Below are 13,831 nucleotides of genomic sequence, written 5' to 3' on the forward strand. Positions count from 1 at the left end.
AATTTTTTATAAAGGAGTAGATTAAATGGACTTATTAAAAAACCGGAATTTCCTCTTACTTTTTTTAGGGAGAATTTTTACAAACATAGGAGATAGTTTGTATTATGTAGCCGCGATGTGGCTCGTATACAAGCTGAGTGGTAATCCTTTTTATTCTGGATTGGCTGGTTTCCTTACATTATTACCTTCTGCATTACAATTCCTTACCGGCCCATTCGTTGATAGATGGGCAATAAAAAACACCCTCGTCATTACACAAGTTTTGCAATGCATGCTTATTTTAATCATTCCTATTACACACTACTTCGATCTATTAACAGTTCAACTACTACTCATCATCATGCCCATCGTAGCCTTTATCGAACAATTCGCCTATCCCGCACAATCAAAAGCTTTACCACTTCTACTTCATAAAACACAACTATTAAAAGGAAATTCACTCTTTTCATTTGCGTATCAAGGCATTGATTTAATTTGCACGACGCTTTCTGGCATATTAGTAGCACTACTTGGCGCAATCACTTTATATGTAATTGACTCTATTACATTCGCGATTACTGCCCTTTTGTTCTTTTCATTGAAAATGCCAAAGCAAGCAGAAACCAATACATCACTTTCAACTAAACAATATTTCACTGATTTAAAAGAAGGTTTTTCGATCGTCTTCCGTTCATTAATGGGCGTATTCTTAATCGGTTCAGTAGTCGCTAATTTTTCAATCGGTATGACGATGGCGATACTCCCTTCTTTCGCTGATTCTTTAGGAGGCGTGAAATCATATGGCTTCTTCTTAGCCGCTATATCAGCCGGCAGTTTAATTGGAGCATTATTCAGTTCATGGGTTGGTAAACGTAATGTTGGCCGTGTCTCTATTATTGGCTTTGCGACTGGTGCTATCTTTTGGTTTCTCTCCACGATCGTACCGTTTCAGTGGTTGTCTATTCTCTTATTCGGTCTAGCCTGGATTCCAATTGGTGCAACCAACATATTATTTGCGACAATTAGTCAAATTGTAATTCCAAATCAGTATATTGGACGCATAAACTCAGTCATGCGAAGTATGGGCACAATTGCTATGCCGTTCGGTTCTTTAATTGGTGGATATGCTGCAAATGTATTTAGTAGCCAACTCATTTTCGCGTTCGCTAGCATCGGGATTTTATTTATTTCTTTCGTATGGCTACTTCATCCAAAGTTACGGGCTTTGCCGAAAGCTGATGAAATTACAGCGGATACTTTTGAAGTTCGGTTTAAAGTAGAGCGCGGGAAAAGTACAGCTTTATAGCAGAAGTGGCAGTACGTGAAATTTATATCGGCGATTTTCATAATATATCGGCGCAACTCAAATTATATCAGCGATTTTCCGATTATATCGATTTATCGACAAAAAATGACAAAAAGAAGAGGCTGTTCCCAAGCAGCCTCTTCCATCTATTTCGGAAGCTCCACCTGAACAGTAGTCCCTTCCCCTTTCGTACTATATACTGAAACGTTTCCGTTATGCAGTTCAACAATTTTCTGCACAATCGATAATCCTAAACCACTACCTTCTACGTTTCTTGCCCTTGCAGTATCTACTTTGTAAAAACGATCAAATATACGATCCATTTCTTCTTTTTCCATACCGATTCCGTTGTCTGATATAGAGATCATCACGCTCGACTCTAATTCTTCTACAACAAATTCAATCGTTCCGCCGTCGTTTGAAAACTTAATGCTATTCGTAAAAATATTACTCCATACTTGATGAAGTAAGTTTTCATCACCTTGTATTGTAATATCCGGCACATCAAATTCAACGGCGATATCTTTTTCACGCCATTTCCATTCGAGCATAAAAATAACGTCTTTAATTTGCTTCTGCAAATTGAATTCTTTTATTTGTAATACTTTTTCTTCTTTATCTAGTGAAGCTAGCGTAAGTAACTGTTTACATAAACTAGACATTCGCTTACTTTCGCCCTCAATAATTTGTAAGTAATGGTTTCTTTCTTCCGCACTCATCTCTTCTGACTGTAACGTTTTTGAGAACCCTTGTATGGAAGAAAGCGGCGATTGAAATTCATGAGAAACATTTGAAACGAATTCTTGTCTCATCTCATCTAATTCTTTTATACTTTTCGTCATCTTTTGAAAATTAGTTGCTAATGTACCAATTTCATCTTTTCGATTTTCATCTAATTCGATATCATATTCACCACTTGCAATCTTTTGAGTCGCTTTCGTAAATGTTCGAATGGGACGAACGATATAACCTGCTGCAATCGCTATAAAGATAATACTTAATAGTACGATAAACCCAAGTAATACCGCTAAGAAAATTCGCATCTCGCCAAATTGGTTCTGAATGTCAGGACGAATAAATAAAGCGTACTGTTTATCACCGTGTTGCACTGGTACACCGACACTATTTATTAATTCATTATCGAAAAAACCTGTAATAAAGAGACGTGTTGGATACGTAGAAACACCATTAAACGTTTCGCCATTCAATACTTTATGAACGGTATCATCACTAATAGACGTCTTACGAAACGCATTACCGATACGTTTTCCATTCTTTTGATCATCGACAATATAAATTTCATATCCTAACTTCGCAATAGACTGTAAGTATGCCTCTTGATTTTCTTCACTTTGCTTTTCATATAACGATTTTACTTCTTCCGCATACATTAAAATCTTTTCACTATTGTACGGTTTTAACTTCACTTGATAGTACACATTTGTTAATAAAAAACCGATAATACTGCTAAGTAGCATGATTCCAACCGTCATAAAAACAAATCTAGAGTATAGTGATTTCATTTTATTTCAACTCCAACTTATAACCGAGTCCGCGTACTGTCGTAATTTGAAAATCATCTGTTCGTTTTGAAAAACGATCTCTCAGTCGCTTCACATGAACGTCAACTGTTCGTTCATCTCCTTCAAAATCCATTCCCCATACTAATTCAATTAATTCTTCTCTTGAAAAGGTTCTTCCAGGATAACTAGCAAGTTGTGATAATAATTCAAATTCCTTTAATGGAAGCAAAATCGTCTGACCGTTACACTTCACTTCAAACCCTTTTCGGTCAATTATCGTTCCGTGTAATGTAATAATATCAGCACTAAGCATTTGATAACGGCGCAATAGAGCTTTCATACGGAAAATTACTTCAGCTGGTTCAAATGGTTTTACAATATAATCGTCCGTACCAGAAATGAATCCTTTTTCTTTATCGACTAGCTGATCTTTTGCAGTTAATAAAATAACAGGTATATCATGATACTTCCGGATTTCTTCGCATAACGTATAGCCATCAACAAACGGCATCATAATGTCTACTATCGCAAGATGAATATTTTCTTTCTCTAAAACGCCTTGCGCTACCTTTCCATCTTCCGCTTCAAAAACTTTAAAGCCCTTTTTTTGTAAATGGTAATGCAATAACTCTCTAATATGTTTATCATCATCAGCTAATAAAATATGTATCATCTTCATTAAACCCTCTCTTGTTCATCCTTCTACATTCTTACATTAAGAAACAATTGTACTTTTTGCAAGAAAAAGAAAAACAAACTGCTATTAGTTTTTTTTGAATAAGAGTTGATACATAATACACTACAAGCCAACATTTTAAGATAAATAAAAAGAATCTATTTTGAAAAAAATTATTCAAAATAGATTCTTTCGTTTTAGTATTAAGATTATTTTAATAAAAACAATTTCTACTCTTACTAAGCTTTAGAAATATCAACAAATCCTTCTCCGAACACATCACGAACATCGTGTATAGCGATGAACGCAGCCGGATCCGTAGTTTGAACAATCCGTTTTAGCTTGACTACTTCTTGCTTATTAATAACAACATAAAGAATTTCCTTCGGCGTTTTCGTGTAATAGCCATGACCTGAGTACACAGTAACCCCTCTGCCCATTAATGTAGTTACCTTTCCAGCAATTTCATTCGGGTTATCAGAAATAATCGTAATGGCTTTCTTCGGATTTAAACCTTCAATTACAAATTCCATCACTTTCGTTGCTACATATAGCATAATAATTGTTATCATCAGTTTTTCTGCACCAATGATGAAATAAGACGAAAACGCAACGATTAAATCGAAGAACAGTAAACCATAGCTAATGCTCCATCCTAAATATTTATGCGTCATCCTTGCTAAGATGGTAGTACCTGCTGTTGTTCCGCCAACACGAATAATAAGACCAATCCCGCACCCAATAAATATTCCTCCGAAAATGGCATTTACGAGCATTTCATCCGAAGCAATCGTCCAACCTTCTGTCAAATGAAGGAATAGCGAGTTCGTAACTACAGCGATAATCGTATAAATTGTTGTAATCTTATTTAAAAATTTATAACCAGCTATTAACAAAATCGCATTTAAAATTAAGTTAACTAAGCCTGGTGACCATTCAAATAAATAATACGTAATAATCGTGATACCAGTTACTCCACCCTCACCAAACTCGTTCGGGATAACAAACAAATTGACACCTAACGCAAAAAGAAATGCACCAATAATAATAAAAATAATGTCTGTCGTTCTTTTTTTCATACAGTACCTCACTTCTTATGTAAATATTTATTCTGTCATAAACTCTCACCATTATATCGTGGAATATTCAAATCGAACAGTGGTTTATTTTTATTTTAATATAGGATGATAAAACAACTTTATCCTATATCCACATGTAATTTAAAAAGTAAAACAACTGTATTTATTATGTACTACAAGTAAAGTTTTGATTTCACATGCAGTTGATGCTAAAAAAATGAATATGAACACTCACTCGCACAAACTTCGAATACAAAGCAAATAGGCGAAGCTATAGAATAGACTTCGCATCAAACATTTGATTCCAGGGATTTATATTCATACATTCCAGAAATAAATTTACTTATCTTTCTCCATATATTCTTTAATCTTTCGTTCTTCCCACTCTTTTCCGAATATCCCAGCTGGAAAAGTTGTCAAACCGTGTATAACGATACCGATCCCCCAACCTGCAAGTGGATATAAAAACCATAATTTACTTGAATCAGAGCTTATATTTATAATAAAAAGCATTAAGTTCACTAGTATATAAACCGTTAAATGAATATAAAACGCTTGTAAATTCTCTACCCTTTTTTTAGCTCGTAAATAAACCTCATCTTGCTCCACCCTTAAACACCTCTTTCCATATTGTTTTTTTCACCTTCGCTCCAGTATTAACATCATATTCTAATCAGAAATCCGTTATTCTCAAAAAAACATAAAACAAAAAAGTACCCATCGAATTATCATACATATGATGATTCGATGGGTACTGCATGATACATTTGTTATTTACAAGCGTCTAATTAAGACCAAATCCAAACATCATCATTATTTTCAACGTCGCTCTTTACCTCATGAACTTTTTCAATATGATCCGTTGTGTTCCAGTTAATAGAACTTCCGCCCCATCCTACATACTTCATATCAATTTTTACTTTCTCACCTGTATGAAATACTTGTCCCTTCGTTAAGAAAACATCAATAATAACTTTCTTCCCGTTTAGTGATGGATACTCAACTACGACATATTTAGTAGAACCGTCTCCCCCATATTCCATCGTTCCTACTTTTGATACTTCCCCAATCACATAATCAGGAGAACCATCTTCTTTCATGTGCATACCTAATTTATTTGACGTATTTTCAACTGTATTTGCAATCATATATTCAGTAAAATTACGCATCATAGATCCAGTAGCTTTTACTTCATCTCCTACTTTCACATTTGAAAGGGAATCTATATATACACTTACAGGCTCCTCATATTGCTTAGATTTTACGACAATTACACCTTTATCTACTTCTACTACTCGTCCTTCTAACGTCGAGAAATTCGATTCAATAGAAGCGGCACTCGCTTTTGATAGTTCTAATCCTGGTAAATTCGTTCCTGATAATGCTGCGATCCCTAAAGCACCTGCTAAAATTAATTTTTTCATACCCATTATGAAACATCTCCATTCATGATGATTTTATTTTTTGATTGGATACGACCAACCTGTAACTATTATAGTTACAGGTTATAGAAAATAGCAACCATCTTTCTTATGCAATGTTGCATACTGTACCTTTTAAATATACAGCGAGAGAACTAGATTCTCAAATTACAAAAGCTAAATTAATTCAAAGTTAAAATAAACCTATGAACAGGCTATAAAAAATTAAGAGCTGCTTTCAGTCCTAAAGTTAGCGAATACCTTTATAAAAACTCAATCAAAATCTATTCAACGAATTGAAAAATGAACCATGTCGAATTTTATTTTCATAAAATTCAAATTTCAAGGAGGTTTTACAAAATATTACACAGAATTATTGGTATATCGTAATATAATTGGTAATTTTTTACGATTTATTTCATTTTATCTACCACGTTTAGACAAAATGGAAAACTATAGCAAAAGGAGAGATATAGATTGAAAAGAAAAATTAGTACAGCTGTTGTAGGTTTATCGGTACTTAGCTTTGGTCTTTTTGGTGTAAATATTGGGGACGGCGGCGTTGTAAAGGCTGCACATGGGGATACTCCTGCTCCGAAATTAGAAAATCATGGTGACTACGGTGGCGCTCCTGCTTATGATCATGGTAGACCTCCTATCTCATCATATAATAAAGGGGACACTTGGGCTCCGAAATCAGTAAACATTGGTGATGACGGTGGGGGTTCCCCTGCCTACACGAATACTCATGGAGAAGGAATCGCTCCTAAAAAAGAGAGTCACGCTGACTTCTTTGCTCCTACGTTAGAAGCGCATGGTAATACTGGCGCTCCTGCTTTAAATGTTGGTGATACGCCGAATCCGAAACTTGAGGGGCATGGCGATACTCCTGCTCCGAAATTAGATTCACGTGGCGATACTGGCGGGGCTCCTGCTTTAAACATCGGTGACACTGGTGGGGCTCCTAAACAAGAAGGACATACACATTTCCCTGCTCCAAAAGTTGAATCTCATGGCCATACTGGTGGCGCTCCTGCTAATTCTGAGCATGGTACAGGTTGGTAAGTTAACAAAATTAAAAACAATTTAGATTACGTTCCTATATGTTTACAAGAAAACTATTCGATGTTATGAGGTTTTCAATTCTAAAAAATACACCTAGTAATTAGGTGTATTTTTATTTTACCTCTCTATCTAAGAATTAAAGAATACTCCCCTAAAAACCCCAACAAAAAAAACGAAGAAACTCCCTATACTTCAGACACTTAAAGTACCACGAACGTTGCGATTTTTAGTGACACTCCGGATCCAATCTCACTTTCATCCCAAGGATAGCTTTCTTGTTCAGGAAAAGCTGTAAACTCTCCATTCATGATGATTTTATTTTTCGGATTGAATACGACCAACTTATAATCATTACAGTTACAGATTGCTCAAAGTAGCAACCATCTTTCTTATGCAATGTTGCATACTGTAACTTTTAAATATATTCAACACGAATGCTGAATTCTTGAATACCAGCAGGTAAACAGATTGATGATGAAGAAACTAAAATCATGCATCATATTTTTCAAAGATACAGTTTGTATAGTCGTAGTCCATTACATTATGTAGGAGCGGAGTTAACATGTTAATAAAACCAAACAGATTACAGCCAGGTGATATCGTGGCAACAGTAAGCCCTTCATGGGGAGGCGCAGGCGATTCTGAGATAAGATGGCGATATGAACAAGGAGTAAAGAGATTAGAAGAAGTTTTCGGCCTTACCGTTGTCCCAATGCCAAATAGTTTAAAAGGTAGCGAATTCATTTATAACAATCCACAGGCTCGTGCAGAAGATTTAATGACAGCTTTTAAGGATACTCGCGTGAAAGCAATTATTGCGAATATTGGCGGTGAAGATAGCATCCGCTTACTTCCTTATATAGATTTTAATGTGATCCGTGAAAACCCGAAAATTTTTATGGGGTACTCTGACGTTACCGTTTCACATTTGTTTTGCCATAAAGCAGGAATCTCCTCTTTTTACGGTCCAGCCATTTTAACTGATTTTGCTGAAAATATAGAGATGAATCCATATACGGTTGAAATGGTAAATCGAACTCTCTTTTCAAATGAAACGATTGGCGAAATTCAACCGGCTCATGAATGGACGAGTGAGCGTTTAGAATGGATAGAGATAAATAAGGATACAAGGCGTACGATGCAACAAAACAAAGGATATGAGCTACTTCAAGGCTCTACCACTGTACAAGGAAGCTTAATTGGTGGTTGTATAGAAGTACTGGAATTTGCAAAAGGAACGGAACTTTGGCCTGAGAAAAAACATTGGGAGAATAGCATCCTATTCTTTGAAACTTCTGAAGACCATCCAGAACCAAGTTATATAAAGTATTGGTTACGAAATTACGCAGCGCAAGGCATTCTCCAAAAAGCAAAAGGCATCATCTTTGGTAAACCAAAAGACGAAATATATTATGAAGAATATAAACATGAAATACTAAAAGTTATGAAAGAATATAACTTAGAAGATTTGCCAATTCTTTATAATTTAAATTTTGGCCATACCGAACCGAAGTTCATTTTACCTTACGGCGCGTTGGCAGAAATTGATTGTGAAAATGGGTCTTTCTCTATTTTAGAGAGTGGCGTGGAATAAAAACACTCCTATGAAATATGACTGTGAATTGATACTTTTTAAAAGTATATAATTGGAGGGAGATTACGTGTATGGAAGCAACATTTACAGTAAGTAAATGGGATGAAAAATTAATTGATGATACTAGAAAAGATTTCCCTATTAATATTGCCCATGTTGAATATGATATTGATGGTGAATTAAAAGGAAAAGCTTTTGTTGAATACTTATTATATTATTTAGACTCAAATATAAATGATGGTCACTTGGCTACTGCTAAAATTTCTGGATTTTTACACTTTGAAGGAATTTATAAGGGGCAACAAGGGACATTTACAGCTATAGAGCAAGGAATATTCGATAAAGGAAATCTAAATTCCCCAGGAACAATTATTAAAGCTACTGGTAACTTAGAAAATCTGAGAGGGTCCTATAATTATCAGTTTACAGGTCAAACCAGTAAACTAATTTTAGAGTTTGAATTCCAGCAAAATATCCTATAATTTAGTGGAAAGGACATTTCTTGTAATACTAGGAATGTCCTTTTTGTTGACGGGCTTATTCAACTATTCTTCTATTAGTTAAGAAAAGAACAGAGTATATTACATAACGTCTTATTATCAGTATTCAACGATACATAAAATTTTCGTTATGGGGGGAATTAAAAATCTAAGCTCGAGAGGCATGTGGCCCCCACCTATTCATTACTTTTCCTACTAACTAAAGAATAATCCCCGAAAAAATTACCTTCATAACTTTTTTTTCAAGTTGATTCCGACATGTAAACATCACAATAATTTTTGTACGATGTTTTTTATCGGGCTCAAATTGTTCAATGGTTACGTCACAACGAATTGTTACTATTAATTTGTGACTTTTGATTAAATGAAAATCGCCTCTTATAGAGCGCAGTTTTACTTATATTCATTCTTATGCAAATTCTGAAGCATATTCTTCGTATGTCTTTAATGTATTAAGCAATCGAGCTGATTCAATCATGATTTCGTTCGATGAATCAGTTACACAAATGACAATAAATCGATTATCATCTCTGTCTCCAAACAAGCCTTCTGATTCAAGTTCCATTAACACATTTAACGTTTCTTTCAACAGTGTATTTACTCGTATGTTAAAGTCATCTTCGACGATATCATGATATTTCTTGATAATTTTGTGCACTTCATCAAACATTTCAAAATCGTCCCATTCGCTCCACTCAACAGCTCCGTATCTATAATAATTGTATAAAGGGTCCGACTTATTAACTTTGATTAGTCTTTCTTTATTAGCCACTGGTCCAATGCTATTGACACAATCATCTGTTAATATGGAGTACCCATATATTGTGTCAACACCGCACCTAGTTATAATTTCGTTATAATGACAACGAATTGCATTTTTTAACTCAACATAAAAACTTTCTTGCAGTTGCATTTTCATCGTATTTCCTCCGTTTTTTGTAGCGACCTGTCGTTACATATTTCAATCTTAACATGAAAATCAACATGTAACGTTAACTGAGCCAAAATAAGAAAAACCGAAACTATAATCATTTCGGTTTTTCAATCTAAAGAAGTCTATATTTACTTTAAAGAATGTATAAACAACCCACTACGCAGTTTCGGTTCAAACCACGTTGACTTCGGCGGCATAATTTCTCCAGCGTCTGCGATTGATAATAAAGCTTCCATTGATGTCGGATATAATGAAAACGCTGCTTTATATTCACCGCTATTTACAAGGCGTTCTAGTTCTTCTAATCCGCGGATTCCTCCGACAAAGTCAATGCGTGAATCAGATCGCGGGTCGTGTATTTCAAGTACTTGGCTTAATAAATGATCTTGCAGAATAGATACATCTAAACCTTTAACGAGATCATTCGCATCAAACGTTTCCTCTTTCACTGTGAGTCTATACCATTTCTCGTTTACATACATACCAAATGTTTTTGGCTCATTTGGTTTATACGGAGAAACAGCTGCTTCTTCTACATAAAAGTATTGTGCAATTTGCTTTAAAAACTGTTCTTCTGATAAGCCGTTTAAATCTTTCACAACTCGGTTATAGTCCCAAATGGATAATTCATCGTGAGGGAATAATACAGATAGGAAGAAATTAAACTCTTCTTCTCCTGTGTAATTCGGATATTGTTCTCTTCGCATGAGCCCTACTTTTGCTGCTGATGCTGAGCGATGATGCCCATCTGCAATATAAAGATTAGAAATATCTTCAAATAAGTTTACTAAAGTAGCAATTACATCCTCATCAACTATTTTCCAGGCAACATGCTCCACGCCATCTTCTGCTGTAAATGTATAGATTGGCGCATGCTCTTCTTTCCAGCTTGCAATGATACGTTTCACATCTTCTTTTGTACGATACGTTAAAAAGATAGGCCCCGTATTTGCATCACACACATCTACGTGGCGAATACGATCTAATTCTTTTTCGTGACGCGTTCTTTCATGTTTTTTAATTGTATCATCTTCATACTCATCAATAGATGTACAAACGACAAGACCTGACTGCGTTCTTCCTTCCATCGTCAGTTCATAAATGTACAGTGATTGCTCTTCATCTTGTATGAATACTTCTTCTCGTATAAATCGATTTAAATTTTCACCCGCTTTTTCATATACACGATCATCATACGGTGAAAGTGCCGGGTCTAAATCAATTTCTGCTTTATCAACGTGTAAGAAAGAATACGGATTCCCTTTTACAACCTCTCTTGCCTCTTTACTATTTAATACGTCATACGGTAAAGCTGCAACTTCCGCTGCTTTTTCTTCTACTGGACGAATGGCCCGAAACGGTCGGATTTTTGCCAAGTTTTCCTCTCTCCTTTACACAATCATTCGAACGGCTACAACACCTGTAATTTTGCTTATATTTTCCACAATGTTCTCTTTTATTATATCATCAATTCCGTTATCAATATCAATCATTGTATACGCCCAAGAATGTTTACTACGATTAATCATATCCGCAATATTAATATGATGTTCTGCTAAACATCCTGTAATTTGTCCTACCATGTTCGGAACGTTTTGATGCATGATTGTAATACGTTTCTTTCCGATATAAGGGAGTTCAACATTTGGATAGTTTACTGAATTACGAATATTTCCTGTCTCTAAATATTCACGTAATTGGCGCGCTGCCATGAATGCACAATTTTCTTCTGATTCAGATGTAGATGCACCAAGGTGAGGCGTCGCTGTTACATTTTTCATCTTTATCACATTTTCATTCGGGAAGTCTGTTACGTAATGCGCAATAACATCTTCTTCTAACGCTTTTTGAAGAAGATTTTCATCTACAAGTTCTCCTCTAGAGAAATTGAATAAACGCATACCTTTTTTCATCTTCTCTACAGCGTGTTCACCAATAATTCCCTTCGTTTGATTCGTAAGAGGAATATGAAGTGTAATATAATCACATGTTGCAAAAATTTCATCTAAACTAAATGCTCTTTGCACATGTGTAGAAAGACGCCATGCAGTTTCAACTGAAATGTAAGGATCGTATCCGACAACGTCCATCCCTAAAGCTAACGCATCGTTCGCAACTAAAGCACCTATTGCGCCAAGGCCAATTACACCTAGACGTTTCCCTGCAATTTCTGATCCAACGAATTGTTTTTTTCCTGATTCAACAAGCTGCGGTACTTCTTCACCCTCTAAATTTTTCGTCCAGCTTACACCGTTAATAATGTTACGTGAAGACATAATAAGGCTGGCGATAATAAGTTCCTTTACTGCATTGGCATTAGCTCCTGGTGTATTAAATACTACAATCCCTTTTTCTGTACATCGCTCGACAGGAATATTATTTACACCAGCACCAGCTCTTGCAATCGCCTTTAAGTCTTTTGAAAATTCTTCTTGGTGTAAAGAATAGCTACGAAGTAAAATACCATCTGGGTGGTCCATTCTATCCCCTACTTCATAACGCTCTCCGCTAAGTACTTGCAAACCCTTTTCCGCAATTTGATTTAACGTTTGAACACGAAACATATCCCCATCTCCCTATCTATTCTCAAGCTCAAATTCCTTCATATAATTTACTAATTGCTGTACACCGTGTACTGGCATCGCATTGTAAATACTTGCACGCATACCACCGACTGAGCGATGCCCTTTTAACGTAACAAGGCCGCGTTCTTTCGCTTTTTGTAAAAACTCATTGTTCAGCTCTTCTGACGGTGTTGTAAACGGAATGTTCATAAGTGATCGATACGTAGGATCAACTGGTGAAGTAAACAATTTTGATTCATCTAAGAAATTGTAAAGAAGTGAAGATTTCATTCTATTCTGTTCTTCAATCGCAGATACCCCGCCTTGCTCTTTCAACCACTCTAGTACAAGTTTCGTTACGTAAATACTAAAGGATGGCGGTGTATTATATAAGGAGTTATTTTTGCTGTAAGTTTCATAGTTTAACATCGTAGGACAAGAGCGATCTGCTCCCCCAATTAAATCTCTTTTTATAATTGCAATCGTTAAGCCCGCTGGCCCTAAATTCTTTTGCGCTCCCGCATATATAAGGCCGAACTTCGTAACATCATATTGTTCTGATAAAATATTTGAGGACATATCCGCAACGAGCGGTACTCTATCTAAACGTGGAATGTCCACATATTTCGTACCCTCAATTGTATTGTTCGTTGTAATATGTACATAATCTAGTTTTTCATCATTTGGTAAACCATCCAGTTTAGGAATTGTAGTAAACTTCTCTTTTTCAGAAGAAGCAAGCACTTGTACTTCCCCTATTTTTTCAGCTTCTTGCATCGCCTTTTTAGACCATGAGCCAGTTAATACGTACCCTGCTTTTTTGTACGTATTCATTACATTTAACGGTATCATAGAGAATTGTAATGACGCACCGCCTTGTAAAAACAGTACTTCATACTCATCAGGAATTTTCATTAATTCACGAATTAGGCTACTTGCTTCATCTATAATACTTTGAAAATAAGAAGATCGATGACTCATTTCCATAATAGACATGCCTGTCCCGTTATAATTTACAAGCTCCTTTTGCACTTTCTCTAAAACTGGCAAAGGGAGTATTGATGGTCCAGCTGAAAAATTATATACTCTCTCCATCACCCTGATAACCTCCCTATTTCTTATTTTTATTAATTTTTAAACTTTCTGAATTATAACCCAAAATATAATACGTGGTCAATTTGTTTTCTATT

General features: G+C 35.5%; 13 protein-coding genes and 1 pseudogene. 4 read left to right on the top strand and 10 right to left on the bottom strand.

The annotated features are described in order from the left end of the window. Positions 1-25 precede the first annotated feature (25 nt). The gene (locus DT250_RS00370; RefSeq protein WP_149212283.1) at positions 26-1,285 is read left to right on the top strand and encodes an MFS transporter; all 1,260 of its coding nucleotides are present in this window, start codon (positions 26-28) and stop codon (positions 1,283-1,285) included. A gap of 146 nt (positions 1,286-1,431) precedes the next feature. Here the strand turns inward: DT250_RS00370 and DT250_RS00375 are convergent, their stop codons facing one another. The 5 genes from DT250_RS00375 to DT250_RS00395 form a co-directional block, all read right to left on the bottom strand. Next, the gene (locus DT250_RS00375; protein WP_149212284.1) at positions 1,432-2,808 is read right to left on the bottom strand and encodes a sensor histidine kinase; all 1,377 of its coding nucleotides are present in this window, start codon (positions 2,806-2,808) and stop codon (positions 1,432-1,434) included. A 1-nt stretch (position 2,809) separates the two neighbouring features. Beyond that, entirely contained in the window at positions 2,810-3,487 is a 678-nt protein-coding gene (locus tag DT250_RS00380; RefSeq protein WP_179952819.1) for a response regulator transcription factor, read from the bottom strand. 236 nt (positions 3,488-3,723) lie between these two features. Then, positions 3,724-4,563, bottom strand: coding sequence for a YitT family protein (locus DT250_RS00385; protein WP_000747488.1), 840 nt, complete (start codon positions 4,561-4,563; stop codon positions 3,724-3,726). A gap of 339 nt (positions 4,564-4,902) precedes the next feature. Next, complete coding sequence (locus tag DT250_RS00390; protein WP_149212285.1) at positions 4,903-5,172, bottom strand: 2TM domain-containing protein; 270 nt, start codon at positions 5,170-5,172, stop codon at positions 4,903-4,905. Between the two features lie 179 nt (positions 5,173-5,351). Continuing rightward, positions 5,352-5,993, bottom strand: coding sequence for a hypothetical protein (locus tag DT250_RS00395; protein ID WP_149212286.1), 642 nt, complete (start codon positions 5,991-5,993; stop codon positions 5,352-5,354). A 468-nt stretch (positions 5,994-6,461) separates the two neighbouring features. Between DT250_RS00395 and DT250_RS00400 the strand changes: the two genes are divergently transcribed. The 3 genes from DT250_RS00400 to DT250_RS00410 all read left to right on the top strand — a co-directional run bounded on the left by DT250_RS00400 (position 6,462) and on the right by DT250_RS00410 (position 9,125). Continuing rightward, on the top strand, positions 6,462-7,049 hold the full coding sequence (locus DT250_RS00400) for a hypothetical protein (RefSeq protein WP_149212287.1): 588 nt from the start codon (positions 6,462-6,464) through the stop codon (positions 7,047-7,049). A gap of 562 nt (positions 7,050-7,611) precedes the next feature. Beyond that, on the top strand, positions 7,612-8,643 hold the full coding sequence (locus tag DT250_RS00405; protein WP_149212288.1) for a S66 family peptidase: 1,032 nt from the start codon (positions 7,612-7,614) through the stop codon (positions 8,641-8,643). A gap of 71 nt (positions 8,644-8,714) precedes the next feature. After that, positions 8,715-9,125 carry a DUF3224 domain-containing protein gene (locus DT250_RS00410; RefSeq protein WP_088063988.1) on the top strand — a complete coding sequence of 137 codons (411 nt, stop codon included), beginning with the start codon at positions 8,715-8,717 and terminating at the stop codon, positions 9,123-9,125. Positions 9,126-9,342: 217 nt separating this feature from the next. On the opposite strand, the pseudogene DT250_RS00415 reads toward DT250_RS00410, so the two are convergent. From DT250_RS00415 to serC, 5 genes and pseudogenes are all read right to left on the bottom strand, one after another. Next, positions 9,343-9,480 (bottom strand): annotated as a pseudogene (locus tag DT250_RS00415) (enoyl-CoA hydratase); the annotation flags it as partial. Positions 9,481-9,552: 72 nt separating this feature from the next. After that, positions 9,553-10,062, bottom strand: coding sequence for a DUF4303 domain-containing protein (locus tag DT250_RS00420; protein WP_088081056.1), 510 nt, complete (start codon positions 10,060-10,062; stop codon positions 9,553-9,555). A 143-nt stretch (positions 10,063-10,205) separates the two neighbouring features. Continuing rightward, positions 10,206-11,453, bottom strand: coding sequence for a DUF1015 domain-containing protein (locus DT250_RS00425; protein ID WP_149212289.1), 1,248 nt, complete (start codon positions 11,451-11,453; stop codon positions 10,206-10,208). A 15-nt stretch (positions 11,454-11,468) separates the two neighbouring features. After that, complete coding sequence (locus tag DT250_RS00430; RefSeq protein ID WP_149212290.1) at positions 11,469-12,641, bottom strand: 3-phosphoglycerate dehydrogenase family protein; 1,173 nt, start codon at positions 12,639-12,641, stop codon at positions 11,469-11,471. Positions 12,642-12,653: 12 nt separating this feature from the next. Further along, a complete protein-coding gene (gene serC, locus DT250_RS00435) occupies positions 12,654-13,736 on the bottom strand; it encodes a 3-phosphoserine/phosphohydroxythreonine transaminase (protein WP_149212291.1) in 1,083 nt (360 codons plus the stop codon). Positions 13,737-13,831: the final 95 nt, after the last annotated feature.

It is taken from the genome of Bacillus sp. AR2-1 (assembly GCF_008368755.1).
Taxonomy (GTDB): Bacteria; Bacillota; Bacilli; order Bacillales; family Bacillaceae_G; genus Bacillus_A; species Bacillus_A wiedmannii.